The 24,303-nt window shown below is 60.2% G+C and carries 28 protein-coding genes and 1 pseudogene; 12 read left to right on the top strand and 17 right to left on the bottom strand.

Annotated elements, in window-relative coordinates:
* Positions 1-143: 143 nt before the first annotated feature.
* From ltnD to otnI, 5 genes are all read left to right on the top strand, one after another.
* On the top strand, positions 144-1,049 hold the full coding sequence (gene ltnD / locus KGA96_RS26425) for an L-threonate dehydrogenase (protein ID WP_223515488.1): 906 nt from the start codon (positions 144-146) through the stop codon (positions 1,047-1,049).
* A 10-nt stretch (positions 1,050-1,059) separates the two neighbouring features.
* Entirely contained in the window at positions 1,060-2,358 is a 1,299-nt protein-coding gene (gene otnK, locus KGA96_RS26430) for a 3-oxo-tetronate kinase (protein ID WP_223515491.1), read from the top strand.
* A gap of 8 nt (positions 2,359-2,366) precedes the next feature.
* Positions 2,367-3,005 (top strand): aldolase, encoded by a 639-nt coding sequence (locus KGA96_RS26435; protein WP_046038429.1) that lies wholly within the window; start codon positions 2,367-2,369, stop codon positions 3,003-3,005.
* Between the two features lie 189 nt (positions 3,006-3,194).
* Complete coding sequence (locus tag KGA96_RS26440; RefSeq protein WP_223515494.1) at positions 3,195-4,655, top strand: SLC13 family permease; 1,461 nt, start codon at positions 3,195-3,197, stop codon at positions 4,653-4,655.
* Between the two features lie 21 nt (positions 4,656-4,676).
* Positions 4,677-5,465 carry a 2-oxo-tetronate isomerase gene (gene otnI, locus KGA96_RS26445; RefSeq protein WP_046038426.1) on the top strand — a complete coding sequence of 263 codons (789 nt, stop codon included), beginning with the start codon at positions 4,677-4,679 and terminating at the stop codon, positions 5,463-5,465.
* Between the two features lie 44 nt (positions 5,466-5,509).
* On the opposite strand, the gene KGA96_RS26450 is transcribed toward otnI, so the two are convergent.
* Complete coding sequence (locus KGA96_RS26450) at positions 5,510-6,331, bottom strand: DeoR/GlpR family DNA-binding transcription regulator (RefSeq protein ID WP_046038425.1); 822 nt, start codon at positions 6,329-6,331, stop codon at positions 5,510-5,512.
* Between the two features lie 330 nt (positions 6,332-6,661).
* Between KGA96_RS26450 and KGA96_RS26455 the strand changes: the two are divergent.
* Together KGA96_RS26455 and KGA96_RS26460 are read left to right on the top strand one after the other, a co-directional pair.
* Positions 6,662-7,108: pseudogene (locus KGA96_RS26455) on the top strand (phospholipase D-like domain-containing protein); the annotation flags it as partial.
* 216 nt (positions 7,109-7,324) lie between these two features.
* A complete protein-coding gene (locus KGA96_RS26460; protein ID WP_046038422.1) occupies positions 7,325-7,930 on the top strand; it encodes a hypothetical protein in 606 nt (201 codons plus the stop codon).
* 105 nt (positions 7,931-8,035) lie between these two features.
* Here KGA96_RS26460 and KGA96_RS26465 read toward each other — a convergent pair whose 3' ends face one another.
* Positions 8,036-8,230: a hypothetical protein gene (locus KGA96_RS26465; RefSeq protein ID WP_046038420.1), complete on the bottom strand. Its 195-nt coding sequence runs from the start codon at positions 8,228-8,230 to the stop codon at positions 8,036-8,038.
* A 92-nt stretch (positions 8,231-8,322) separates the two neighbouring features.
* Positions 8,323-9,165: an NAD(P)H-binding protein gene (locus KGA96_RS26470; protein ID WP_223515497.1), complete on the bottom strand. Its 843-nt coding sequence runs from the start codon at positions 9,163-9,165 to the stop codon at positions 8,323-8,325.
* A gap of 177 nt (positions 9,166-9,342) precedes the next feature.
* On the opposite strand from KGA96_RS26470, the gene KGA96_RS26475 reads away from it, so the two are divergent.
* Positions 9,343-10,005 (top strand): TetR/AcrR family transcriptional regulator, encoded by a 663-nt coding sequence (locus KGA96_RS26475; protein WP_223515500.1) that lies wholly within the window; start codon positions 9,343-9,345, stop codon positions 10,003-10,005.
* Between the two features lie 202 nt (positions 10,006-10,207).
* On the opposite strand, the gene KGA96_RS26480 is transcribed toward KGA96_RS26475, so the two are convergent.
* The 7 genes from KGA96_RS26480 to KGA96_RS26510 form a co-directional block, all read right to left on the bottom strand.
* Positions 10,208-10,438, bottom strand: coding sequence for a hypothetical protein (locus tag KGA96_RS26480; protein ID WP_046038414.1), 231 nt, complete (start codon positions 10,436-10,438; stop codon positions 10,208-10,210).
* Positions 10,439-10,566: 128 nt separating this feature from the next.
* Positions 10,567-10,788: a hypothetical protein gene (locus KGA96_RS26485; protein ID WP_046038412.1), complete on the bottom strand. Its 222-nt coding sequence runs from the start codon at positions 10,786-10,788 to the stop codon at positions 10,567-10,569.
* A gap of 126 nt (positions 10,789-10,914) precedes the next feature.
* A complete protein-coding gene (gene modC / locus KGA96_RS26490) occupies positions 10,915-11,994 on the bottom strand; it encodes a molybdenum ABC transporter ATP-binding protein (protein WP_223466133.1) in 1,080 nt (359 codons plus the stop codon).
* 3 nt (positions 11,995-11,997) lie between these two features.
* Positions 11,998-12,678, bottom strand: a complete 681-nt coding sequence (gene modB, locus KGA96_RS26495) for a molybdate ABC transporter permease subunit (protein ID WP_223466132.1) — start codon at positions 12,676-12,678, stop codon at positions 11,998-12,000.
* Entirely contained in the window at positions 12,679-13,446 is a 768-nt protein-coding gene (modA, locus tag KGA96_RS26500; RefSeq protein ID WP_223466130.1) for a molybdate ABC transporter substrate-binding protein, read from the bottom strand.
* Positions 13,447-13,570: 124 nt separating this feature from the next.
* Positions 13,571-14,638, bottom strand: a complete 1,068-nt coding sequence (locus KGA96_RS26505; protein ID WP_223515503.1) for an NAD(P)H-dependent flavin oxidoreductase — start codon at positions 14,636-14,638, stop codon at positions 13,571-13,573.
* 104 nt (positions 14,639-14,742) lie between these two features.
* Positions 14,743-17,187, bottom strand: coding sequence for an autotransporter (locus tag KGA96_RS26510; RefSeq protein WP_223515506.1), 2,445 nt, complete (start codon positions 17,185-17,187; stop codon positions 14,743-14,745).
* Between the two features lie 179 nt (positions 17,188-17,366).
* Here KGA96_RS26510 and KGA96_RS26515 point away from each other — a divergent pair, with 179 nt between their 5' ends.
* Positions 17,367-18,350 (top strand): MDR family oxidoreductase, encoded by a 984-nt coding sequence (locus KGA96_RS26515; protein ID WP_223515509.1) that lies wholly within the window; start codon positions 17,367-17,369, stop codon positions 18,348-18,350.
* Here KGA96_RS26515 and ada read toward each other — a convergent pair whose 3' ends face one another.
* From ada to KGA96_RS26540, 5 genes are all read right to left on the bottom strand, one after another.
* Positions 18,351-19,415: a bifunctional DNA-binding transcriptional regulator/O6-methylguanine-DNA methyltransferase Ada gene (gene ada, locus KGA96_RS26520; protein WP_223466122.1), complete on the bottom strand. Its 1,065-nt coding sequence runs from the start codon at positions 19,413-19,415 to the stop codon at positions 18,351-18,353.
* Positions 19,416-19,502: 87 nt separating this feature from the next.
* The gene (gene alkB / locus KGA96_RS26525; RefSeq protein WP_223515512.1) at positions 19,503-20,183 is read right to left on the bottom strand and encodes a DNA oxidative demethylase AlkB; all 681 of its coding nucleotides are present in this window, start codon (positions 20,181-20,183) and stop codon (positions 19,503-19,505) included.
* Positions 20,173-20,877, bottom strand: coding sequence for a 2OG-Fe(II) oxygenase (locus KGA96_RS26530; protein WP_046038398.1), 705 nt, complete (start codon positions 20,875-20,877; stop codon positions 20,173-20,175). Before KGA96_RS26530 ends, alkB begins: the two co-directional genes overlap by 11 nt.
* 117 nt (positions 20,878-20,994) lie before the next feature.
* Positions 20,995-21,162: a hypothetical protein gene (locus KGA96_RS26535; protein ID WP_185754744.1), complete on the bottom strand. Its 168-nt coding sequence runs from the start codon at positions 21,160-21,162 to the stop codon at positions 20,995-20,997.
* Between the two features lie 37 nt (positions 21,163-21,199).
* Entirely contained in the window at positions 21,200-21,502 is a 303-nt protein-coding gene (locus KGA96_RS26540) for a DUF1883 domain-containing protein (protein ID WP_046038396.1), read from the bottom strand.
* Between the two features lie 201 nt (positions 21,503-21,703).
* Here KGA96_RS26540 and KGA96_RS26545 point away from each other — a divergent pair, with 201 nt between their 5' ends.
* Positions 21,704-22,060, top strand: a complete 357-nt coding sequence (locus KGA96_RS26545; protein ID WP_046038395.1) for a hypothetical protein — start codon at positions 21,704-21,706, stop codon at positions 22,058-22,060.
* Between the two features lie 72 nt (positions 22,061-22,132).
* Positions 22,133-22,363, top strand: coding sequence for a hypothetical protein (locus KGA96_RS26550; protein ID WP_046038394.1), 231 nt, complete (start codon positions 22,133-22,135; stop codon positions 22,361-22,363).
* Positions 22,364-22,374: 11 nt separating this feature from the next.
* Here KGA96_RS26550 and KGA96_RS26555 read toward each other — a convergent pair whose 3' ends face one another.
* Together KGA96_RS26555 and KGA96_RS26560 are read right to left on the bottom strand one after the other, a co-directional pair.
* Positions 22,375-22,656 (bottom strand): hypothetical protein, encoded by a 282-nt coding sequence (locus KGA96_RS26555; protein ID WP_046038393.1) that lies wholly within the window; start codon positions 22,654-22,656, stop codon positions 22,375-22,377.
* Between the two features lie 137 nt (positions 22,657-22,793).
* Complete coding sequence (locus KGA96_RS26560; protein WP_046038392.1) at positions 22,794-22,982, bottom strand: hypothetical protein; 189 nt, start codon at positions 22,980-22,982, stop codon at positions 22,794-22,796.
* Positions 22,983-23,271: 289 nt separating this feature from the next.
* On the opposite strand from KGA96_RS26560, the gene galU reads away from it, so the two are divergent.
* Positions 23,272-24,111, top strand: coding sequence for a UTP--glucose-1-phosphate uridylyltransferase GalU (galU, locus tag KGA96_RS26565; RefSeq protein ID WP_007975949.1), 840 nt, complete (start codon positions 23,272-23,274; stop codon positions 24,109-24,111).
* Positions 24,112-24,303: the final 192 nt, after the last annotated feature.

Consider the following 24,303-nt stretch of genomic DNA (forward strand, 5'->3'; position numbering starts at 1 on the left):
ATGAGAACTCGACTCACGTCCTGTATCACAACGTCCCTCAGCTGGTTGGTCCGCACGGTGCTGATTCTGTCTAGCCCTATTCACAACGCGGCCAACGCCTGTGCCTCGCAGGCGGCAGTCGCTGCTTTCCACTGGAGTACCCCATGAATAACAAAAATGTCGGTGTAGTCGGTCTGGGCGCGATGGGGCTGGGCATTGCCCGCTCGTTGTTGCGCAGCGGTTTTAATGTGCATGCCTGTGATGTGCGCTCTGTCGTAACAGAACAGTTCGCCGGAGAGGGCGGTGTGGCTTGCCTGTCACCGTCGCACATGGCCGCTGAGTGTGACGTGATCATTACCGTGGTGGTCAACGCCGAGCAGACCGAGACCGTATTGTTTGGTGAGGGTGGAGCCGTGGCCTCTCTGCGGCCGGGCAGCCTGGTGATCGGCTGCGCTACAGTCGCTCCGACCTACGCCGTGGATCTTGGCCAGCGCCTGGCCGCGCTGGGCCTGCTGTATCTGGATGCACCGATTTCCGGTGGCGCGGCGAAGGCTGCCGCTGGCGAGATGACCATGATGACCTCGGGCCCGGCCGACGCCTACGCCAAGGCTGAGTCGATCCTGGCTGGCATGGCCGGCAAGGTGTATCGCCTGGGTGACGTCCATGGCCTGGGTTCGAAGGTCAAGATCATCAATCAACTGCTGGCCGGGGTGCATATTGCCGCTTCTGCCGAAGCCATGGCGCTGGGCCTGCGTGAAGGGGTCGATGCCGATGCGCTGTATGAGGTGATCACCCACAGCGCCGGTAATTCCTGGATGTTCGAAAACCGCGTGCCGCACATTCTCAAGGCGGACTACACGCCGTTGTCCGCGGTGGATATTTTCGTCAAGGACCTGGGCCTGGTGCTGGATACCGCCCGGGCCAGCAAATTCCCGTTGCCGCTGTCGGCCACCGCTCACCAGATGTTCATGCAGGCATCCAGTGCCGGCTTCGGCCGTGAGGACGACTCGGCGGTAATCAAGATTTTCCCTGGCATCGAATTGCCGACTGCCAAGCCTGAGCCTGTTTGAGGAACACCCCATGACTACCTCCACCGCACGCCCGTTACTGGGCTGCATCGCCGACGATTTCACCGGCGCCACGGACCTGGCCAACATGCTGGTACGCGGCGGTATGCGCACCGTGCAAAGCATTGGTATCCCGAGCGCGGAAGTTGCGGCCGGGCTTGATGCCGATGCGATTGTCATTGCCCTGAAGTCGCGTACTACGCCGGTCGCCGAAGCAGTCGAGCAGTCCCTCGCCGCGCTGGCCTGGCTGCGTGAACAAGGCTGCGAGCAGATTTTTTTCAAGTATTGCTCGACGTTCGACTCCACCGCGGCCGGCAATATCGGCCAGGTCAGCGAAGCACTGCTGGCCGCACTGGGTAGCGACTTTACCCTTGCGTGCCCGGCGTTCCCGGAGAATGGCCGGACGATCTTTCGCGGCCATCTGTTTGTGCAGGATCAACTGCTCAGCGAGTCGGGCATGCAGAACCATCCGCTGACGCCAATGACCGATGCCAATCTGGTGCGCGTCCTGCAATCGCAGACCCGCCTGAATGTCGGCCTGTTGCGCTACGACACGATTGCCCGGGGCGCTGAGCAGGTGCAGGCGCGAATCGCCGAGCTGAGGGCTCAAGGTGTCGGCATGGCCATCGCCGATGCCTTGTCGGACAGCGATCTGTACACCCTGGGTAGCGCCTGCGCCGATTTGCCGTTGTTGACGGGTGGTTCGGGGTTGGCCCTGGGCCTGCCGGAAAACTTCCGTCGTGCCGGCAAGCTACGCGACCTCGACGCCTCGAAACTCCCGGCGGTGTCCGGCGGGGAAGCGGTGTTGGCCGGTAGTGCTTCGATCGCCACCAATGGGCAAGTGGCCGCCTGGCTCGAAGCCGGCCGTCCGGCTTTGCGGATTGATCCGTTGGCCTTGGCAGCGGGCGAAGCGGTGGTGGCGCAAGCCCTGGCCTTCGCCCGTGATAACGAGCAAACCGTATTGATCTACGCCACCAGCTCACCGCAAGAGGTCAAGCTGGTGCAACAGCAACTGGGCGTCGAGCAGGCCGGTAGCCTGGTGGAAAACGCCTTTGGCGAAATTGCACAGGGCTTGCGCCAGAGTGGCGTGCGCCGTTTCGTGATCGCCGGCGGAGAAACCTCGGGTGCTGTGGTTCAGGCCCTGGGTGTACAGCTGTTGCAGATCGGCGCGCAGATTGATCCGGGTGTTCCGGCGACCGTCAGCAGTACCGAGGAGCCTTTGGCGCTGGCACTCAAATCGGGCAACTTCGGTGGCCGGGATTTCTTCAGTAAAGCCTTGAACCAACTCGCCCAGGCCGGGGGTGAAAAATGAGCTGCGCAATGAGCAACGAGAACGCCCTGCGCGAAGAAATCTGTGAGGTTGGCCGCAGCCTTTACGAGCGCGGATACACCGTCGGCAGCGCCGGCAATATCAGCGCACGCCTGGATGACGGCTGGTTGATCACGCCGACGGATGTCTGCCTCGGGCGTCTCGATCCGGCAACCATCGCCAAGGTCAATCTGGCGGGTGAATGGGTGTCCGGTGACAAGCCTTCAAAGACCCTGGCGTTGCATCGCCAGGTCTACGACCGCAACCCGAATGTCGGCGGCGTGGTGCATACCCACTCCACCCATCTGGTGGCTTTGACGCTGGCCGGTGTCTGGCAGACGGACGACATTCTGCCGCCGCTGACGCCGTATCAGGTCATGAAAGTCGGGCATATCCCGTTGATTGCCTACCAGCGACCCGGTTCGCCGAAGGTTGCCGAACAGGTCGCGCTGCTGGCCAACAGCGTTCGCGGCGTGATGCTCGAACGCCTGGGGCCGGTGGTCTGGGAGAGTTCGGTCTCCAGGGCCAGCTACGCCCTGGAAGAGCTCGAGGAAACCGCGCGGCTGTGGCTGATGAGTAATCCCAAGCCGGAACCGCTCGATCAGGTGGCGCTGGACGAACTGCGAGCAACCTTTGGTGCGCACTGGTAACGCATTGCCTTAACACGACAGATCGATAACACAGGCACTACCCGGGAGACGCACAGGGACTCTCGACGGCCCCGGCTTGCCTGAAAAAACAATAACAACAGGAAATCCAAGCATGACTCACCTTCACTGCGGCATGTTCAGATCCAGTGGCAGTACTCTTTCATTTACCCTCCGTGGAGGGCTTGTGAAATGAGCCCGTTAATCCTGATGGTTACCGCTGGGGCAGGCATCGCGCTGTTGTTGTTCCTGGTGCTCAAGTACAAGTTCCAGCCCTTCGTGGCCTTGATGCTGGTGAGCATTCTGGTGGCGCTGGTGGCCGGGGTGAAACCGGCCGATCTGGTTGCCACCATCGAAGGAGGCATGGGCAAGACCCTGGGTCATATCGCAATCATCATTGCCCTAGGCGCGATGATCGGGCGGATCATTGAGCTCTCCGGCGGTGCCGAGGCGCTGGCCAAGACGCTGATCACCCGTTTCGGCAACCGGCGTACGCCCCTGGCGTTGACGATTGCCGGCTTCATGGTCGGGGTGCCGGTATTTTTCGAGGTTGGCGTGATCATCCTCATGCCGTTGGCCTATGGTATTGCCCGGCGTGCGCGCAAGCCGCTGTTGGTGTTTGCGTTGCCGATGTGTGCTGCGTTGTTGACCGTACACGCCTTTTTGCCACCGCACCCGGGTGCAGTGGCCGCTGCCAGCCAATTGGGCGCGGACCTGGGCCGCGTGCTGATGTTCGGTTTGCCGATCACCGCGTTCCTTTGCTATGTCGGCTACCGCGTGGCCGGGCGCATGACCCGTCGGGTGTACCCGATGACCGACGATATTCGTGCCGAGGTCTATGGCCCGCATGTCACCAACGAGGATCTGGCTGCCTGGTCCAATGGCAACGACATCAGCGCTGATCGAGCGGCTGAAGCCGTATCACACATGGGCCTGGAAGAGTCGACCAGCAGCATCGTTTCCAAATTGCCGCCGGCCCCCGCACCGGGTTTTGGCCTGATCGTCAGCCTGATCCTGCTGCCGATCATTCTGATTCTGCTGGGGACTCTGTCTACCTCGTTGCTGCCTGCCGAATCGACTCTGCGCGGCATCATGACCGTGCTCGGTGCGCCGCTGGTGGCGCTGCTGATCGACACCTTGCTGTGTGCCTGGCTGCTGGGTTCGCGTCGGGGCTGGAGCCGCACTCAGGTGTCCGACGTGATCGGTTCGGCCTTGCCGGGTGTGGCCATGGTGATCCTGATTGCCGGTGCCGGCGGTGTGTTCGGCAAGGTGCTGGTGGACACCGGAATCGGTGCCGTGGTCTCCGACATGCTGCGCACCACCGGTCTGCCGGTGCTGGCCCTGGGCTTTTTGCTGACCATGCTGTTGCGCGCGGTGCAGGGCTCGACCACGGTGGCGCTGGTGACCACTGCCGGCATCATCAGCCCGCTGATTGCGACCCTCGATCTCACCCCGAACCACATGGCCTTGCTGTGCCTGGCCATGGGCGGTGGCGGGTTGGCCATGTCCCATATCAATGACGCCGGTTACTGGATCTTCACCAAGCTGTCAGGCCTGAACGTGGCCGACGGTCTGCGCACCTGGACGGTGATGACCACTTTGCTCGGCACCTTGGGTTTCTGTATTACCCTGCTGATCTGGCCCTTTGTCTAACCCTTTATCTCAGGAGCTACCATGCCTCGTTTTGCTGCCAACCTCAGCATGCTCTACCCGGAACATGAGTTTCTGGATCGCTTCGCCGCCGCTGCCTCTGACGGTTTCGAAGCGGTGGAATATCTGTTCCCCTACGACTACGGCGCTGAAGAACTCAAGCAACGCTTGAGCGACAACGGCCTGGTGCAGGCACTGTTCAACGCGCCGCCCGGTGATTGGGCTGCGGGGGAGCGGGGCACGGTGTCGTTGCCCGGTCGGGAGGGTGAATTTCGTAGCGGTTTTGATCGCGCTCTGGATTACGCCGGTGTGCTGGGCAATTCGCGCATCCATGTCATGGCCGGGCTGTTGCCGTCGGAAAGCGATCGCCCAAGGCATCACGGTGTGTACCTGGAGAACCTCGCCTACGCCACCACCCAGGCGGCCAAGGCAGGCGTCACCGTATTGCTCGAACCGATCAATACGCGAGACATGCCAGGCTTTTTCCTCAACCGCCAGGATCAGGCCCAGGCCATCTGCAAGGAAGTGGGTGCCAGCAACCTGAAGGTTCAGTTCGACTGCTACCACTGCCAAATCGTCGAGGGCGACCTGGCAACCAAACTGCGTCGCGACTTCGAGGGTATCGGCCATATCCAGATCGCCGGCGTGCCGGATCGGCATGAACCGGACCTGGGGGAAGTCAATTATCCCTATCTGTTCGAGCTGATCGACCAGTTGGGTTATGACGGCTGGGTAGGGTGCGAATATCGGCCACGAGGCAACACGTCTGCCGGCTTGCAGTGGTTGCGCGACTGGAAAGCGCGGGCGCTATAGGGAAGGGTGGCGACGGGCTCCACTGGATGCAGGAACCCGTCGTTTCACGCTGGTGTGTTGTCAGCCGGCAACAACAACTCGACACCCTGCTTGCGGATGCCATCGGCCGCCGCAGGGGTCAATGCGTCGTCGCTGAGGATGATGTCGAACTGCTCGAGTCCGGCGATCCTGTACATGCTGAAGGTGCCGTATTTCGAGCTGCTGGCCACCAGCACCACTTGCGAAGCCGATTGCATCGCGGCTTGCTTGACCTCAACCTTCAGCGCCGAAGGGGTTGTGAGGCCGCGCCGCAAATCCCATGAGCTGGTCGATATGAACGCGATGTCGGTGACCACCTGACGCAAAGTGGCAACCGCCAGGCCGCCCACGCACGATTGATTGGAGTGATCCAGCTGCCCGCCGGTATGAATCACCGTGACATGGGGCGCTTCGATCAGTGCCTGGACAATGCCGAAGTCATTGGTCACCACGGTCATGCCGGACAGCGCCTTGATGTAGGGGACGATTTCCAGCGTGCTGGTTCCCGCATCCAGGTAAATCGTCATGTCGGCATGCAGCAGCCGGGCAGCGAGCCTGGCCATGGCCTGTTTCTGCGGCAACTCCACCACCGCCTTGATCTGATGGCTGGGTTCGCTGTGCAGCTGGCTGGCGATCCGCACCCCACCCGTTACCGAGTAAGCACGACCTTCCTGCTCCAGCAACGCAATGTCGCGGCGTATGGTCATGTGCGAGCAGTCGAACATTTCCATCAATTGATGAACGCTCAGCACCTGATGCTTGCGCAACTGTCGCAGCATCAATTCACGGCGCTGCTCAGGGATCATCGGTGCGCCGCTTTCGGCGGCGATGTCCTTTTGACTAGGCATTCGGGCTCCAGAATGAAGAAATCCGCAGACAGGGAAGGCGGGTAAACATAGTAGCGAATCTGCCGTCGGATCAGTAGCGCGACGAGGCACCGGGGCGCTTTCATGCTCCGGGCGCAGCTGCCGGGAAATTTCGACACGCTGCTTGAAACGGGCTTTACTGGAACAAGTCGTGCAGATTACCGAGGGCTGCATGTTCTCGGCAGCCAGTACTGGCTGGATGCCGAGTGCAAAACTACCCGTCGAGGTTGAGGACCAGCCCTTGCCCATGTCCCGGTTCCTCCCCGCCATGCTGTTCGCGCTGCTGCTCGTCGGTTGCGCCACCACGCGCTCAACTCACTGGAAGCCACCGATGTGCCGGCGGTGCATGGCGGCTATGCACCGTATCGCAAGACTCTGCTCGAACATGACGTGAAACTCTATGAGCTGCGACGCCAGCCAGACGATCCCGGCCGCAGCTCTTCGTTTGGTTTCAGTGGCGGCTCGGACTCCAGCCTGCACACCAAGGCCATGATCCTGGACAAGAAGAAAGTGTTCATTGGCTCGTTCAATTTCGACCCGCGTTCAGTGTTCTGGAATACTGAAGTCGGGGTGCTGGTCGATAGTCCCGAACTCGCCGGCCAGGTGCGTCAGCTGGCGCTTGAGGGTATGGCGCCGGCCATGAGTGACCAGGCCCGACTGGAAAACGGCGAAATCGTCTGGCTCACCGAGGACGACGGTCGCCTGCAGACCTTGCGCAAGGAGCCCAGCGACAAGATCGGCCTGGAGAAAATGCTCTAGATCGAAATCCGGAGTTCACGCCCACGACTGTGAGCATTCAATCAGAGCTCAGGGCTTGCGTCAGGTCGCCGTGCAATAGGGACTTACAAAGAAGCCTCTCGATAAGGGTGACGCGGTCAAGCCGGAGGTCTTCTGAGGTTTTTGCCTGCACCTGCCTGACTCAGGCTCCTTGCAGTAAACGGAGGGTACCTATGCCCTTATTCTTGAGGGTAATGAATGAAACAAGGACAAGTTCTGCTGTTGGCTTTGTTGATTATGTTTTTAACGGGTTGCACGACTACGCCGCCAAAAGACCAAGGCAATCTCTGCAGCATCTTCCGTGAGTATCCCGACTGGTATGAGGACTCGCTGCAAATGCAGAGTGAATATGGGACGCCGCTGCATGTGGCCATGGCGATCATGAAGCAGGAAAGCAGCTACGTGGCGGACGCATTGCCGCCTCGTGACTACCTGCTATGGGTGATCCCCTGGGGGCGAGTCAGTTCGGCCTACGGTTATGCGCAGGCTCAGGACCCGGTGTGGGGTGAGTACAGGGACAATACTGGCAACGGTGGTTCGCGTGACAGCTTCGACGACGCGATCATGTTTATCGGTTGGTACACCACTGGCACCCAACGTCAGCTCGGAATCTCCAAATGGGACACCTACAATCAGTACCTGGCTTATCACGAGGGGCGAGGGGGCTTCAGCCGCAATACCTATCGCAGTAAACCGTGGCTGATGCAGGTTGCCCAGAAAGTGCAAAAGCAGTCAGAGGTCTACAGCGCCCAGCTCAAGCAGTGTCGCCAGGAACTGGAAGATGATCGTAGCGGGTGGTTTTAGCGCGGCATCATCGAGGAGCAAGGGCTTGCAAGCGAAAGCGGATGCAAGCCCTTGTTTGTTTCTGCTTCATTAATTTCTATCTTTGATCGTGGTTGCCTGATGCTTTCAGGACGCCGGGCCTGCCTTGCGACGATCGCTGCCGGCCGGATTGCCGGTATCGATCAGTCTTCTTTCCAGCAGTACGTTTTCCAGGGCCTGGCGGTCTGACGGGGCCATCTGATGTTCTCGCTCCTTGAGTTCCAACAGGATCGGGGTCGACCACTGGCGGTAGGTTTGTTCAGCACTACGATTGGGTGACATGGGTTCCTCCTTAATCAGGCTCCTGCCAATAAAGGCGCCGCATTTCGATACGTCCAAAACCCTAGTCGACGAAGCGGGTTACCGCCACTGCGTTACGTCGGACTGCCATTGCCCCAGATGCCCGTAGCGGCAGTGCGTTGTACGTAGTCGCTAAAGTCGCGCGCCGGGCGTCCCAGTGCCCGCTGTACGCCATCGGCCACGGGTGTGTTGCGCCCGTCCAGCACAGTCGTGAACAGATACAACACCAGATCGATCAAGGCCGGGGGAAGTTGTTCCTGTTCCATTGCCTGTCGATAGGCGTCCGGCGGTACGGCAACGAATTCGATGTTGCGATCGGTGGCGCGGGCAATCTCGGCGACGGCTTGAGCAAAGGTCAACGCCCGAGGGCCGGTCAGTTCATAGAGCTGGCCAGTGTGCTCGGGTTGGGTGAGTGCCGCGACGGCACACTCGGCGATGTCTTCTACATCGACAAAGGGCTCGGCGACCTGGCCGACGGGGAGTGCGAGTTCACCTTGCAGAATGGGTTCAAGAAAGTGTGCCTCACTGAAATTCTGGCAGAACCAACTGGCCCGCAGAATCGTCCAGTCAATCCCGCTGTCCTGTACGACGCGTTCGGCCTGTTCCGCTTCAACTTCGCCACGCCCGGATAACAAGACCAGTTTGCGGACGCCGCTTTTCACCGCCAGATCGGTGAACGCCTGGATGGTTTCAAGGGCGCCCGGAACGGCGAGATCCGGTTGAAAGGAAATGTAGACAGAATGAACGCCATCGATCACTGCGTCCCAGGTTGATCGATCTTCCCAGTCGAAGGGTGGATTGGCGTCGCGGGAACCCCGGCGGACGGGCAGGCCGGCGGCTTCGAGCCGTTGTGTGATGCGCCGTCCGGTTTTACCGGTGGCGCCGAGGACCAGCGTGATTGGTTGAGTCGTGTTCATTGCGTTCATCTCCATCGGGTAATGTGAGTGATGCTCACGTTTAAAAGATGATAGATGCTCATGTTTTATCGTCAACCCATCAGATCGAATTCCCCGACGTGTGGCATCTGTTGTTGGGCATAGGGAGTGGTGATGCTAAGGTGAGTACATGTCACGTTTTTGTTCGGGAATTCACTCGTGCGCAAAAAGCCCTCTGAAACCCTCGAACAGCCTGCTGCAGAGCCGGTTCGACGCAATCCCACGCAACAGCGCAGCCGCGATCGTCAGGAGCGGATTCTGGCCATGGCGACTCAATTGATCGCGGACAAGGGCAGCGATCAGCTCAAGATGAGTGAAATCGCCGAGCGCTCCGAGATCTCGATCGGTTCCCTTTATCAGTATTTCCCCGACAAGGGTTCAGTGATCCGTACGTTGGCCGAGCGCTATAACGCTGAGAGCCGCCGTTGCATTGCAGAGGCAATGGAGGCCGTCGAGGATGCTCGGGGGTTGCAGGCTGCCTATTCGCAGTTGCTCGACCTGTATTACGAGATCGTGATGGCTACACCGGTGATGCGTGACATCTGGTCCGGCATGCAGGCCGACAAGCAGTTGTTGCAGCTGGAGCTGGAGGAGAGTCGGGTTGCCGGAGCGCTGCTGGCCCAGGCGATGCTTCGTGCGTATCCCGATTGCGACGAACAACAGGTCGAGGAGTCCGCGTTTTTGATCTGGCACCTGGGCGAGGCAACCATGCGGTTGGCTGTCACTTGTGCTCCCGAGGAGGGGCGAGCGCTGGTCGAGGCGTTCAAACGCATGTCCCTGCGCGAGGTCATGGAGCCGGCGCGCAAGGGCGTCGACAAGTAACGTCTCCTTCGTGACATGTGACAGGTTGACTCCACGTGATCGGGGGCGTTCGATTGGTTTTGCGCAACAAAAAATCCCGACACCAGGCCGGGTTTTGAGAAAGGATGGAAATCCAGCAGGCAGCCAAAGGTTCGGAGACGTCAGTGTCACCGATCATGCTGCCCGAATCGGGCCTGTCCTCGCACCGCGAATCCGTGACGGATCATCTGAACCGAGGCAGAGGCCGGTCGACAGGCTGGAGAGACGACAGCGTGTTCCGGATCAGCGGCGTGTCCTTTTCGATGTCGTTCAGGCGATCACGGATTCTGAGGGCGGTGGGGTGTCCGCCTTGATGATCGACCCAGTCGGCGATTTCCTTGCAGGCTGCGGCCAGGCGGGCCTGACGGGAGTCCAGCAAGGTGAGCAGGGTGGTGATGGACTCTTTTTCGGACATGGGAGACACCTCCGTTCAAGAAACCTGGTGTGGCAGCAAAAAGCCCGCCGGGAGCGAGCTTTCTGCCGAATGGGTTACTGATCCTTCAGCCATTTCAGTATAGACCCGTTAAAAAGTGGTGACACTCCTCAACTTTGTCGGGCTGTCACTTGTGATTTAGCGTTCAACTGACGGCAAACACGCACGGCGTCTTCTTCAACCTCGTAGCCATCGCCGATGAAGCCTTGGGTGCGGGTATCGGCGATGCGATACCAGACCGAGGCATCCGGTGGCAGGTGGCTGTATTCACCCGCACGGCGGCCATGGATGATGATCTTGTTGCAACGCTTCACGACGAAAATGTCTTCCATGGCGTCTCCGCAGCGGATTCGTGTTCAGTTCAACTATAGAAGCCATTGCTGATCGTGCAAAAAATAGGCAGGTCAATTCGTCGGTTCAGGCGCTGACCTCTGCCCGGTGCAGTCGTGCTTTCGGATTTACGCCAGCACCGCGACCGCTTTTATTTGCGCCCAGAGTGGCTGGCCGGGATGGACGTTCAGTTGATCACGGGAATAGCGCGTGATCCGCGCAAGCAGTGGCGTGCCAGCGGCGTCCAGGCGAATCAGCACATGGGCGGCGTTGTCGGCGTTCATCTCACTGACCACGGTGACCGGCAGCCGATTGAGAATGCTGCTGTGCCCGGCATTGTCCAGGCTCAGGCTCACATCCCGCGCCTGGACCTTGCAGCGCAGTGCCTGGCCCACGTCCATTGGCGTATGCGGCACGCGAATTTCGAGGGCGGTGTCGGGCAGTTGCAGGCTCAGCAATTGATAGTCGGCGTCATAGGCGCTGACGCGGCCTTCGATCACCACCCCGGCGTCATCGCCCATTGCCAGCGGCAAGTCGAGGCGTGCCAGGGTCTGGCCGATCGGGCCGCTGGCCAGTGCCTTGCCGTTGCTGAGCAACACGATATGGTCGGCCAGCCGCGCGACTTCATCCTGGGAGTGGCTGACGTACAGCACCGGGATCTCGAGTTCGTCGTGCAGGCGTTGCAAGTAGGGCAGGATTTCACTTTTGCGTTGGGCATCCAGCGCCGCCAGTGGCTCGTCCATCAACAGCAGTTTCGGGCTGGTGAGCAAGGCGCGGGCGATGCCGACGCGTTGTCGCTCACCGCCTGAAAGGTGTTGCGGGTGCCGGTCCAGCAAATGGCCGATGCCCAGCAACTCGGTGGCGTGGGCCATGTCGACCCGACGCTGCGGCTTGGGGATGCGCTTGAGGCCGAATGCCAGATTGTCCAGCACCGACAGATGAGGAAACAGGCTGGCTTCCTGGAACACGTAGCCCAGCGCGCGTTTGTGCGGCGCGACGAAGATCCGGTTGTCGCTGTCTTGCCAGACTTCATCGTTGACCTGGATAAAGCCTTGATCGGCCCGTTCCAGGCCGGCGATGCAGCGCAGGCAAGTGGTCTTGCCCGAGCCGGAATGACCGTAAAGCGCAGTGACGCCTCGGCCGGGCAGCTGCAGGTCGACGTCCAGGGCGAAGCCTGAATAACGTAGTTTCAAACGCATATGAATCATCGATCAGCTCCAGCCCGCTTTGGTTTTACGGCTGGAATACAGCGCCAGCAGGACGACAAACGAGAACACCAGCATCGCCCCGGCCAGCCAATGGGCCTGGGCATATTCCATGGCTTCTACGTGATCGTAGATCTGCACCGAGACCACGCGGGTCTTCTCGGGAATATTGCCGCCGATCATCAGCACCACGCCGAACTCGCCGACGGTGTGGGCGAAACCGAGAATGGCTGCGGTAATGAAACCTGGGCGGGCCAGGGGCAGCGTCACGCTGAAAAAGGTGTCCCAGGGATTGGCCCGCAAGGTCGCGGCCACTTCGAGTGGGCGCGTGCCAATCGCGGAAAAAGCGTTTTGCAGCGGCTGGACCACAAACGGCATCGAATACAGCACCGAACCGATGACCAGCCCCGCAAAGCTGAACGTGAGGGTGCCAAAGCCGAGTGACTGGGTGAGCTGGCCCAGGAACCCGTGAGGGCCGAGCGCCAGCAATAGATAGAAACCAATCACCGTCGGTGGCAGCACCAGGGGCAGGGCGACAATCGCCCCGATCGGGCCGCGCAACCAGGAGCGGGTGCGCGACAGCCATAACGCAATCGGAGTGCCGACAATCAGCAGGATAACGGTCGTCAGGGACGCCAGTTTCAGGGTCAGCCAGATGGCGGAAAAATCGGCACTCGATAGCGACATTTAGATTTCGTAACCGTAGGACTTGATGACAGCTGCCGCTTTCGGCCCCTTGAGGTAGTCAACCAGTGCCTTGGCGGCCGGGTTGTCCTTGCCCTTGTTGAGAATCACCGCGTCCTGTTTGATCGGATCGTGCAGGCTGGCGGGAACGATCCAGGCCGAACCGCTGGTGATCTTGCCGTCCTTGTAGATCTGCGACAGGGCGACAAAACCCAATTCGGCGTTGCCGGTGGAGACGAACTGGTAGGCCTGGGTGATGTTCTGGCCTTCAACGATCTTGTCCTTGACCTTGTCGGTCAGACCCTCCTTGGCCAGTACCTGGGTCGCCGCCAGGCCATAAGGCGCGGCTTTCGGGTTGGCGATGGACAGGTGCTGGTACTCGTTCTTTTTCAGCACATCGCCCTTGGCATCGACGTAGCCTTCCTTGGCCGACCACAGCGCCAGGGTACCGACGGCGTAGGTGAAGCGCGAACCCTTGACGGCGTCGCCTTCGGCTTCAAGTTTTTTCGGGGTGCTGTCGTCTGCCGAGAGGAACACTTCGAACGGCGCGCCGTTTTTGATCTGGGTGTAGAACTGGCCGGTGGCACCAAAGGAGGCGACCAGTTTATGCCCGGTGTCTTTTTCGAAATCAGCGGCGATGGCCTGGATAGGCGCGGTGAAGTTGGCGGCGACAGCCACCTGGACTTCGTCCGCCTGGGCTGAGCCGAAGGCGAATACGGCGAGAAGGCTCGCCAGGCAGGTCGGGGCAAAACGTGAGGCACGAATGGTCATGAAACGGCTCCGTTAAAGGCAATCGCGGCAAGGGTAAATCGTTATGTACTTAAATATATAGCGAAATGCCTTTGAACGGAATGTGTTGTCGCAGAATTGTATACAATTTTAACGAAACTGATGTTCAGTAGCGACCTAGCAGCCTCGCTAATCCTTCTTCAGCCAGTTTTCGAGTCAGTGCCTCGCTGGTCAAATCGACGCCGAGGGTAAAGGCCTGGCCGGCCCAGAGGTTGCTGAAGTCCGCTTCACCTTTGGCCCGCAACGGCATCAGCGCGCCACCGGCAAGGGGGAAGGCCGGGGCCTTGGCGCTCATGGGGCCCAGTTCACGCATCACCCGATTGAGGATGCCCCGGGCCGGGCGACCGGTGAACACGTTGGTGACGGCCGTCTCGCTTTCCCTGGCGGTGCGCAAGGCTTTGTGATGGGACGGGCTGACCTTGGCCTCTGGGGTGAACAGGTACGCCGTTCCCACCTGTACCGCCGAAGCGCCCAGCATGAAGGCGGCGGCGACGCCTCGTGCGTCAGCGATGCCGCCGGCGGCAATCACCGGCACTTTCACCGCATCGACGACTTGGGGCACCAGGGCGAAAGTCCCCACCTGACTGCTCAGGTCATCGCTGAGAAACATCCCGCGATGGCCCCCGGCCTCGTAGCCCATGGCGATGATTGCATCGCAACCATGCTGCTCAAGCCACACCGCTTCTGCGACGGTGGTGGCCGAGGACAGCACTTTCGCACCGGTGGCTTTGACCCGGTCGAGCAGGGATTTTTCCGGCAGGCCAAAGTGAAAGCTCACCACTTCCGGGCGAAACGCTTCGACCACTTCGCAGGCCGCGTTATCGAACGGCGCCCGGTTGGACACCGGCGTCGGCGCATCGAAGTCGATGCCGAGCTCCTGGTAGTAGGGTTGCAGCAGGTTTTTCCAGTCCTGTGCGCGTTGCTCATCCGGAGCTGGAGGCTGATGACAGAAGAAGTTGACGTTGATCGGGCGCCGAGTGTGTTGGCGGATGGTTTTGAGCTCTTCGCGCAGTTGTTCGGTGCTGAGCATTGCCGCTGGCATCGAGCCCAGTCCGCCGGCATTGCAGGTTGCAATCACCATGGACGAGTTGGTGGCACCGGCCATCGGCCCCTGAATGATCGGCAGTTCGATCCCGAGCAGGTCAAGAATGCGGGTATCTGGCCATTGGTTCATGTGCTGTGTTCTCCGACGTTGGATCCGGGCAGGGACGGTAGAACAGAATTTGTAACGCAACGACTGGCGCAAGGCCAGTCGTCTTTTCAGCGGTTCAGGCTTTTTCAGCGTCGGTGGAAGCCGCCACCCCCGAAGGAGTGATTCATGAACCGGGACGAGTCGTGATAACTGTTGAAGCGATCATTGCCGAAGGAGCGCGCATCGTATTCCCTGTTGAGATTCTGGACCTGGGCCGTGTTGGCCGAATCGAGACGGGTTGCACCGCCCTGGACCATCGATTGCCAGCCGCTGTCGGTCCTCTTGTAAACGTTGCCATCATGGCCGGCGTACACGTTGTCGCCGACATGCGCCACGCCACCGTTGCGATCATGGATACCACCGTACTGGGTGGTGTTGCCGGTATTGGGGTTGTAGACGGCCCCGCGATTGGCGGTGACCTGGGTGCCGGTGCGGACGTTGCCGGCGGTCACATGCTGGCCGGCGATGGCCCCGCCGTTCGGGCCGACGGCCACACCGCTGCGGCCAGCGGCATAGTTGCCGTTGTAGACGTTATGTACCGCGCCGCGCTGGCCTGCCGCAGCGATGCCGGTACGCGAGTTGTAGGAGGCGCCTACCTGGCCGGCCCAGCGATTGCCGGTCCAGGCGTTGTAACCGCCGCCATAGCGGCTGACCGAAGCCCGGTCGCCCCATTGGCGGTAGATGTTGCCGGTCGTGCCGGCCCAGCCACCGGGGCCCCAGGCGACGGCGCCGCCATGATAGCCGTAAGCGGCACCGCCCCAGGGCATTGGCGCCGGGTACAGGTGCGGGCCCCAGGCGTAACCCCAGCCGTAATTGCCCCACCACGGATAAGCGCCCCAGCCCCAACCCACGGCGACCGTGCTGCCACCCCAACTCCAGCCGAAGCCGAAGCCGAAGGTCCAGCCCGTCCAGGGTGTGTAGCGCATCGCCACGCCAAAGCCATAGGTCACTGGCGGGCCATACCAGACACTGCCCACCCACGGCGTATACGGATAACCGGTGCCATACACCACCACACCGCTGTCAGGGTCCAGCGTCGAACCCTGGTACCCCGGCGTGTAACCGACGACGACCGTATCGCCACTGGCTTCGTAGACTTTCACATAAGTGACGTAGTGCATCGGTGAACTGGGCGGAATCGAATAGATCACCGCCGGCACCGAAGAGGCGACCGTCCAGGGGCCTTGAACCGAGGTGGCCACGAACCAGATACCGTTCTCCACTGCGTACCAGCTTTGTGCATCGACCATGATGATCGGCATTGGGCTGTTGACTACATATTGCAGGGGCGTGCCCTTGATGGCCTTGAGTTGCGGCTCGCCGTCAAAAGTCGGCCTGGTCATTTTCACCTGGCTTTTCTTGATCGCCGAGGTCTGTGGAATGGTCGCTGCAATGGCCGCTTCCTTGGCCTGGGGCGTACCGGCCACCGAGGCTTTTACGTTTTCCTTGGGGCTGTCATCGGGAATGTTGGCGAAGTCCGCCGGCAACTTGTCTGCCCCCACGAAGGTCCAGGGGCCTTTCATGTCACCGGCGCGGAACCAGCGCCCCGAGATCAGCACGTAGCTGTCCTGGTCACCGATCTCCTTGAAAATATGCCCGGTGGTGTTGGTCACATACAGCAGCTTGGTGTTCTGGATCGGCTGCCATTGCGGCGCGCCGTCAGTGACGATCAACTCGGTCGGCACCGTGGCGATATAGATCTGCGGAATCGGCGGCTTGGCCAGCGTCGGTATCTTGTCCTTCGGATCGCTCTGGCCTGTCAGCAGGTCAACCTGGTGACCCTGGATCGCAGCTTTCTTGGCTTTTTCCAGCTCGGCCGAAGGCGAGGGCAGTGGCGCATATTGTCCGCCCAGGTTGTCCGCGACCATCCAGCCATCGAACACGTGCAGGTAATGCTTGCCCTGTGCATCCTTGAGCAGCAACGGCCGGGTGTTGATCACCCGCTGCAGCGAGGTGCCATCAACGGGGCGATAGGCAGGCTCGCCATCGATGTACACCAGCAGCGCGGGTACCTCGGACGAAACAATGGTCGGCGGGGTATTTTCCAGCGGCTCGCTGTTGGACTTTTGCTCGGCGGCGATGACGCCGAGCGCAGCTTCGAGCTGGTCGAGGGAAATGGTTTTCGTGCGGTTCTCGGCGTCTTGCTTCACCGCGGCGACCCAGCTGTCAGCCTTGGTTGCGCTGTCGGGGAAGTCGGCCTTGGTGATGGTGTACTGGTCGAGCGCCACCCAGCGGGAGGCCTTGTCGACCAGGGTGTGGGCGCTGAACTGCACGATGCCGTAGGTGGATTTTCCATCGGTGTCCGTGGCCTCCACGGCAGCCCGCGCGTGCAGAGTGTAACCGTCCCAACTGTCCAGTTGTGGCTGGTAGATGGTCAATTTGGTGTCGCCGGCAGCCAGCACCTGTGGCCAGCTGGGTGAGGCCGGCGCCTGATTCGCGGGAGGTTGGGCGGGTTGCTCGGCTGCCTGGACGCCGCTGAGCGGAATCATGCAGAGCATCAGTAAAACGGTGAATAAACGCAGTTGAGGCATTGTCAGCTCCATCGACAAGACAGTTTGTTGCGGTACTTCAGGGTTGCGAAAAAGCATAGCCGCCGTCAATGAAAACGCTCGGCGGTTTGCCTGATTGGCTTAAAGTCGGGTACGGCAATCCGTTGCCATGTGTTATTTCAAATGCTCCACCACCAGACTGATTCCATTGAGAGGCCGTAATGTTCAAAGGCATTTTGATCGACAAAGACGACAGCGGTTACCGGGCCACACTGCAGGAGATCCAGGACGATCAGTTACCCGAGGGCGATGTCACGGTGCGTGTTGCCTACAGCACGCTGAACTTCAAGGATGGCCTGGCGATTACCGGCAGCAGTCCGGTGGTGCGCAAATTCCCGATGGTGCCGGGCATCGACCTGGCCGGTGTCGTCGAAGCCAGCGGGCATCCGGACTACAAGGTCGGTGACCCGGTCCTGCTCAATGGCTGGGGTGTGGGCGAAGGGCATTGGGGTGGATTGGCGCAGAAGGCTCGCCTTAACGGTGACTGGCTGATCCCGCTACCCAAGGCGTTTAGCGCTGCCCAGGCGATGGCCATCGGTACGGCGGGCTACACGGCCATGCTGTGCATCCTGGCGCTGGAGCACAACGGCGTGACGCCCGGGCAGGGTGAAGTTCTGGTGACCGGCGCCAACGGTGGCGTCGGCAGTTTCGCCATCGCCTTGTTGAGCCGGCTCGGCTACCGGGTGGTCGCGTCCACCGGACGGACCTCGGAGCACGACTACCTGAAGCAACTGGGGGCCGGCGAAATCATCGATCGCGCCACCTTGTCCGAGCCGGGCAAGCCGCTGGCCAAGGAGCGCTGGGCGGCCGTCATCGATTCGGTCGGCAGCCACACCCTGGCCAACGCGTGCGCCAGCACCAAGGCCAATGGCACCGTCGCGGCCTGCGGTCTGGCCCAGGGCATGGACTTTCCGGCATTCGTGGCGCCGTTCATCTTGCGCGGCGTGACCCTGGCCGGCATCAACAGCGTGACCCAGCCCAAAGCCAAGCGCGTGGAAGCCTGGAATCGCCTGGCCCGGGATCTGGACTTCACCCTGTTGCCGCTGATCAGTCACGAAATCGGCTTGAGCGAAGCCATCGACGCCGCGCCACGCTTGCTGGCCGGGCAGTTGCGTGGGCGCGTGGTGGTGGATGTGAATCGCTGATCACTGCGACTCGCGCTCCAGCAACTGCCGTTTGCGCTCGACACCCCAGCGATAGCCCGACAGATTGCCATCGCTGCGCACCACGCGATGGCAAGGGATCGCCACCGCCAGGTTGTTCGCACCGCAGGCCTGGGCCACGGCGCGAACGGCTTTTGGTTGACCGATGCGCTGGGCGACATCGGCGTAGCTGGCAGTGCTGCCCACGGGAATCTCCCGCAGCGCTTGCCAGACACGCTCCTGAAACGCCGTGCCGCGTACGTCCAGCGGTAAATCAAGGCCAACGGCCGGCGCCTCGATAAAGCCAACGACCCTGGCAATCAATTGCTCGAATTCATGATCGGCGCCTATCAGGTTGGCGCGGCGGAATTTGTCTTGCAGATCGCAGACCAGTTGATGTGGGTCATCGCCCAGCAGGATCGCGCAGACCCCGCGCTCACTCTGCGCCACCAGAATCGCGCCCAGAGAACACTGGCCGACGGCAAAACGAATGTCGTTGTTTTGACCGGCCGCGCGGTAGTCCCCGGGTTTCATTCCCAGCAACTGGTCTGCCGCTTCATAAAACCGGCTGTTGGAGTTGAAGCCGGCGTCATACAGGGCATCGGTCACCGAGCCGCCGTCCGCCAGGCGCTCGCGCACCTTGCGTGAGCGATGGGCATCGGCGTAGCCCTTGGGCGTCAGGCCGGTGACGGCTTTGAACACGCGATGGAAGTGGAAGCTGCTAAGGCCCGCCGCCTCGGCCAATTCGCCCAGGGCAGGCAGTGTTTGCGCGCTTTCGATCTGGCGGCACGCAGCGGCCACGGTGGCGGTATGTTGCGCGGCGAGTTCGCTCTGATCCTTCGTCGCGCGCTTGCTCGGACGATAACCCGCGGCCAGGGCCTGTTCGGCACTATCGAAGAATTCGACATTCTGTGGTTTGGGCAAGCGCGCATGGCTGCTGGGATTGCAGTAGATGCCTGTGGTCTTCACGGCATAGACAAACTGTCCGTCAGCCTTGGGATCGCGCGCGACCACGGCGGCCCAGCGCGGATCGTTTTCGATGGTGACCTTGGTCGATTGGGTTGTCATGGCGTCACGTCCATTGAGGGGTTGCCTGCACATTAACCATGGGGCAATTCCCACACACTCCGGCGCTTGCGGTCAAATTCGAAGTCATTATCCAGCGGTACGGAAGGTGAAGTTGATGCGTTGCTCGCCGAGTTTCGGATGATGTCCGTCCTTGATCGGCAACACACCGTGATAACGCAAGCGATCGACGCCACCCCAGACCACGATGTCGCCGTGGAACAGGGGGACGCGCTGACTTTTGTCGCCGCGTGCAAAGCCGCCGAACAGGAACATCGCCGGCAAGCCCAGGGATACCGAAACGATGGGGGCTGCGTAGGAATGTTCGTCTTTGTCCTGGTGCAATGACATTTTTGCCCCGGGGATATAGCGGTTGATCAGGCAGGAGTCCGGCGCAAAACCGGTAAACCCTGCTGCCTGCGCCGCCGCTTGTGCCAGTTGGAAAAACACCTTGGGCATCATTGGCCAGGGCCGGCCGGTCTGTGGGTCGTCGCGGGTGTACCGATAGCCGCTGCGGTCCGTGGTCCAGCCGAATGTGCCACAACTGCTCAAGGCAACCGACATGGTGAAACCGCCGGGTGTGACCATTTGCCGAAATGGCGCGGCCACCAGCACTTCTGCCAGGGCAGGCAGCAAGCGCTCCAGCCAGGGCAGGGCGAAGCCCCTGAGTACGTAGGACTGTTCGCCGATCTGCTCGCGCCTGGGCTGTTGCTCGGGCTCTGCATCGGCAAACAGATCGAAAGTCAGCGGATTCATGGGTTCATGATGCATCGTGAAAGATGATTCCAAGGGTATGCCGTTTGCCGCTGTGCAGGCGACTCACGCCGTGACGCAGGGTCACGCGGTAGTAGCCGCGAGTCCCTTTGACCGGCCGTTGATTGACCGCAAAGATCAACCCGTCACCTTGCTTCAGGCCGATGACCATCGGGCGTGACTGCATTCGCGGGCGCTGTTCAGTCAGGACAAACTCACCGCCGGTGAAGTCTTGATCCGGGTCTGATAGCAAAATCGCCACTTGCAGCGGGAACACGTGTTCACCGTATAGATCCTGATGCAAACAGTTGTAGTCCTGCGGACCATATTGCAGCAACAAGGGTGTCGGACGGTTCTGACCGGCGGCATGGCAGCGTTCGAGGAAGGCGGGATGGGCTTCAGGAAAACGGTCCGGCAACCCCATCTGTTCCTGCCAGCGATTGGCGATGGGCACCAGTCGTGGGTAGAGCGCGCTGCGCAAGCGGGCCACCAGTTCCGGCAACGGATAGCTGAAATATTTGTACTCGCCTCGGCCGAACCCGTGACGAGCCATCACCACGTGGGAGCGAAACAGTTCGGTTCGAGGGTACAGGGCGCTGACTTGGCCGCAAGCCTTGTGGCTCAGCAGTGACGGGATGACGGCGTAGCCGTCCTGATCAAGTTGCTGCTCCAGCCGGGGCCAGTCCAGCCGGTCCAGATATTGCTCGCTCATTGCCGGGCCTCTTGTTGTTGAGGTGGCCAGTCTGCAAGGCAAGGATGAAGCTGGCACTCCGGTGCTTGCGGTCGAACTGCGAGTGGGAGGCGACGTCCATTGTCGCTCCGGATCGCGTTACAGCGCTTTGCTGACGCTGATGTCGCTGATGACATCGTCCTGCCCATGAAGGGCATCCAGCGCCGCTTTGGCTTCTTCCGGGGTGCCGTTTTCAAGCTGGGCAAACTCGAAGCGGCGCTCACCGTTGAGTTTGTATTTGATGACGTACTTGGTCGTTTGGGCCACGGTTGTATCTGCCTGTCTTGTGTTTCGGGTTCGCTGATCAGCTCAGTTTCGTGCTGGAACGGCGAATGATTTTGATCGAGTGCGTCAGGGTGGGTTTGCGCGTCACGCTGATGGCGCGGTGGTTGACGGTGTCGATCGTGATGTTCCAGAAGCCGGTGCTAGGGGCGGTGATGCGGGCCGGAAAGGTGTCGAATGCACCGCCGTGATAGGTGTGACGGCCGCCATTCTTGAAGCTGCGGAAGTTGGCGTCGTTCATCAAGCGGATGTTGCACATTTGGGAGCATTGAATGACGACGATGTCGTCTTCATTGAGGTGCTCGCGCTGATGGATAAATTTCATGAGGCGCCTCCAGAAGGGCTTTTTCTACAAAATCAAAACGATAGCATGGGCGATTGGCGCAGTTTATCAGCCCGAACGCCTTATTATCCGGCCGCTTCGACAATAAAAAACGCTTATTTCACATTTGATGAGCGATAAAGCAGTTTGTCTCGGAGAAAAATCGCAGTTGCGCTGTCCGAGCTTCTTTATCGGAGGTTTGGTATGAAGTGGGGTTTGTGGTTGTTGCCGATGGCATTGACGATCAGTGGTTGCGCGAACGTCTCGGAGATCAACGAGTCCTTGCCGACGATGAACGTGATTTCCGGCAAGAAGCCCCATGAATACGCGCAATGCCTGAGCGAAAAGCTGGCCGCCAGCCGTGGTGCCTTGCAGATCCAGCCGCACAAGGATGGCTTGCGCGTGATCGTGCCGCTCAAGTACTCCTCCGGTCCGTCTGCCGTGTTTGACATTGAAGAACGCTCCGGCGGCAGCAGCATCAAGCTGCACGAGAGCATGTCCAATGTCCCGGTGCGGCCAAAGGACGTACAGAATGCTGCCAACGAGTGCATTTCCGGCTGATAGACTATCGACCATCAGCACCGATGCCGCCCAAGCCCTGCTTTGGCGGCATCGTCATTTCTGGAGTCGAACATGAAGCGAGAGCAAGTCCGGGAGCGCCATGCAGAGGGTTTGATCTCTGCCACCCACGTGATTCAGAACCCGGCGGAGCTGGGGGAATGGATCGTGTTTTTCAAGAAAAGCGCCGGGCGCAGCTATTTCCTGGTGGATGACAATGATGAAGTCGAGTCCTTCAGCCGCCTTGATGATCTGATCGATACCGTGCGCGGGCTTGGAATCAAATTCGCCGAAATCCATTTGTAGGGCGTGGTGCCTTACTTGCAGATCACCACGACGTTGCGGCTCTTGTAGTTGCCGACGTCGGCGCCGAGGGTCTTTTCGCTCTCCTTGAGCGCGGGGGTGCCATCGGTCCCGACAATCTTGTAACCGGTGCCCGCGCAGGACGCATCGGCCTTTTCGTAGCACGCAGCCCAGGAGTTGGCTTCCCCGGAGCAGTCAATCGATAGACCTTGCTCTCCGTTAGCGAGGTAGGTTTGTTCCGACGTTGCGCAGCCGCTCAGGGCCAATACCGTTAGCAAAGGCAAAATTTTATTCATGGCTTGATCATCGTCAGGGGGGTGGGCTAAGGCTGAGACAGCGCCGTAATCAAAAGGTTATAGCCAAAGGCCACTTCTTTTTCGTTTTTCATAAAAAAGCCCTGCGCCATGGCAGGGCTTTTCCCATCGAGCGTCGATCAGCTCTTGTCCTTGCCGCGTCGCTTGGGTTCCGGGTGCTCAAGCTCCAGCACCGAGGCCACTTCGATTGCCAGGGCTTCGGAAGGGAAAGGCCCGGCGATATTTTCACCGGAGACACTGGCCACCCACCATTGGCCGTCTTTCTCCTGATTGATCAGGAATCCGTTGACGCTTTTTACTGCCGACATCTACTTGCCTCGTTGTCTGGTTCAATCGCGCCATGATACCGCCAAACGCACTCAAGGGGTGCCGATGGGCGTATGGTGATGGGTTTCGGGCGGTAGAAAGCCGTGCAATTGTGCAAGTCTCTGCTATGCATAAGAGGCTGTGCAGCGACCTGCGCACTCTCGCAGGGAACTATCGGCAAGAATATTTCTCTATGTTGACATCGGTTAGCCAGCGCGGGGCATTGTAAGGTGCACGCCGCCTGATTAGACTGCGCCGAAACTCGTACACACAGCCCTTTCAAGGACTTATATGATCAAGAAATGCTTGTTCCCAGCAGCCGGTTACGGTACTCGCTTCCTGCCAGCGACTAAAGCCATGCCCAAAGAAATGCTGCCGGTGGTGAACAAGCCACTGATCCAGTACGGCGTCGAAGAAGCACTGGATGCCGGCTTGAACGAAATCTCCATCGTCACCGGTCGCGGCAAGCGCGCCTTGGAAGACCACTTCGACATCAGCTACGAGCTGGAAAACCAGATCAAGGGCACCGACAAGGAGAAATACCTGGTCGGCATCCGCCGCCTGTTGGATGAGTGCTCGTTCTCCTACACTCGCCAGACTGAAATGAAAGGTTTGGGTCATGCGATCCTGACCGGTCGTCCACTGATCGGCGACGAGCCGTTCGCCGTGGTGTTGGCGGATGACCTGTGCGTCAACCTGGAAGGTGACGGCGTACTGAAGCAGATGGTCAAGTTGTACAAGCAGTATCGCTGCACCATCGTCGCGATCATGGAAGTCGATCCGCAAGAAACCAGCAAGTACGGTGTGATTGCCGGCGACCTGATTGGTGACGACCTGTACCGCGTGCGCAATATGGTCGAGAAGCCAAAGCCGGAAGATGCCCCGTCGAACCTGGCGATCATCGGTCGTTACATCATGACGCCGGACATCTTCAGCCTGATCGAGCAAACCGAGCCAGGCAAAGGTGGCGAGATCCAGATCACTGACGCCCTGATGAAACAGGCGCAGGATGGTTGCGTGATTGCCTACAAGTTCAAGGGCAAGCGTTTCGACTGCGGTGGCGCCGAAGGCTACATCGACGCGACCAACTTCTGCTTCGAGAACTTCTACAAGACGGGTAAGGCGTACTGATCGCTTTCGACCTGCCTGTATTGAAAAGCCACCTTCGGGTGGCTTTTTCATTTGTGCGCCAGGCGTGGCGCGTTGCGCGTAAGCGCAACCAGCTTGGCTGTGGTGGCCTCGCTGGTGACTTGGAGGTGAAAGTCCTCTACACACCCGGCAAGGGGAAGTGTTAGCCAGAGGCAAGGGTGTCGCGGGTGACTG

It is taken from the genome of Pseudomonas sp. GL-R-26, assembly GCF_019947365.1.
Taxonomy (GTDB): domain Bacteria; phylum Pseudomonadota; class Gammaproteobacteria; order Pseudomonadales; family Pseudomonadaceae; genus Aquipseudomonas.

Bases quoted from the DNA above. Each gene is read 5' to 3' on its own strand.
- alkB (WP_223515512.1), bottom strand. From the start codon at position 20,183: ATGCATCATGAACCCATGAATCCGCTGACTTTCGATCTGTTTGCCGAT.
- otnK (WP_223515491.1), top strand. From the start codon at position 1,060: ATGACTACCTCCACCGCACGCCCGTTACTGGGCTGCATCGCCGACGAT.
- KGA96_RS26485 (WP_046038412.1), bottom strand. From the start codon at position 10,788: ATGGAAGACATTTTCGTCGTGAAGCGTTGCAACAAGATCATCATCCAT.
- ada (WP_223466122.1), bottom strand. From the start codon at position 19,415: ATGACAACCCAATCGACCAAGGTCACCATCGAAAACGATCCGCGCTGG.
- KGA96_RS26515 (WP_223515509.1), top strand. From the start codon at position 17,367: ATGTTCAAAGGCATTTTGATCGACAAAGACGACAGCGGTTACCGGGCC.
- ltnD (WP_223515488.1), top strand. From the start codon at position 144: ATGAATAACAAAAATGTCGGTGTAGTCGGTCTGGGCGCGATGGGGCTG.
- KGA96_RS26465 (WP_046038420.1), bottom strand. From the start codon at position 8,230: ATGTCACCCAATCGTAGTGCTGAACAAACCTACCGCCAGTGGTCGACC.
- KGA96_RS26460 (WP_046038422.1), top strand. From the start codon at position 7,325: ATGAAACAAGGACAAGTTCTGCTGTTGGCTTTGTTGATTATGTTTTTA.
- KGA96_RS26435 (WP_046038429.1), top strand. From the start codon at position 2,367: ATGAGCAACGAGAACGCCCTGCGCGAAGAAATCTGTGAGGTTGGCCGC.
- modA (WP_223466130.1), bottom strand. From the start codon at position 13,446: ATGACCATTCGTGCCTCACGTTTTGCCCCGACCTGCCTGGCGAGCCTT.
- KGA96_RS26530 (WP_046038398.1), bottom strand. From the start codon at position 20,877: ATGAGCGAGCAATATCTGGACCGGCTGGACTGGCCCCGGCTGGAGCAG.
- KGA96_RS26560 (WP_046038392.1), bottom strand. From the start codon at position 22,982: ATGTCGGCAGTAAAAAGCGTCAACGGATTCCTGATCAATCAGGAGAAA.
- otnI (WP_046038426.1), top strand. From the start codon at position 4,677: ATGCCTCGTTTTGCTGCCAACCTCAGCATGCTCTACCCGGAACATGAG.
- modC (WP_223466133.1), bottom strand. From the start codon at position 11,994: ATGATTCATATGCGTTTGAAACTACGTTATTCAGGCTTCGCCCTGGAC.
- modB (WP_223466132.1), bottom strand. From the start codon at position 12,678: ATGTCGCTATCGAGTGCCGATTTTTCCGCCATCTGGCTGACCCTGAAA.
- KGA96_RS26540 (WP_046038396.1), bottom strand. From the start codon at position 21,502: ATGAAATTTATCCATCAGCGCGAGCACCTCAATGAAGACGACATCGTC.
- KGA96_RS26450 (WP_046038425.1), bottom strand. From the start codon at position 6,331: ATGCCTAGTCAAAAGGACATCGCCGCCGAAAGCGGCGCACCGATGATC.
- KGA96_RS26510 (WP_223515506.1), bottom strand. From the start codon at position 17,187: ATGCCTCAACTGCGTTTATTCACCGTTTTACTGATGCTCTGCATGATT.
- galU (WP_007975949.1), top strand. From the start codon at position 23,272: ATGATCAAGAAATGCTTGTTCCCAGCAGCCGGTTACGGTACTCGCTTC.
- KGA96_RS26440 (WP_223515494.1), top strand. From the start codon at position 3,195: ATGAGCCCGTTAATCCTGATGGTTACCGCTGGGGCAGGCATCGCGCTG.
- KGA96_RS26480 (WP_046038414.1), bottom strand. From the start codon at position 10,438: ATGTCCGAAAAAGAGTCCATCACCACCCTGCTCACCTTGCTGGACTCC.
- KGA96_RS26555 (WP_046038393.1), bottom strand. From the start codon at position 22,656: ATGAATAAAATTTTGCCTTTGCTAACGGTATTGGCCCTGAGCGGCTGC.
- KGA96_RS26470 (WP_223515497.1), bottom strand. From the start codon at position 9,165: ATGAACACGACTCAACCAATCACGCTGGTCCTCGGCGCCACCGGTAAA.
- KGA96_RS26505 (WP_223515503.1), bottom strand. From the start codon at position 14,638: ATGAACCAATGGCCAGATACCCGCATTCTTGACCTGCTCGGGATCGAA.
- KGA96_RS26545 (WP_046038395.1), top strand. From the start codon at position 21,704: ATGAAGTGGGGTTTGTGGTTGTTGCCGATGGCATTGACGATCAGTGGT.
- KGA96_RS26550 (WP_046038394.1), top strand. From the start codon at position 22,133: ATGAAGCGAGAGCAAGTCCGGGAGCGCCATGCAGAGGGTTTGATCTCT.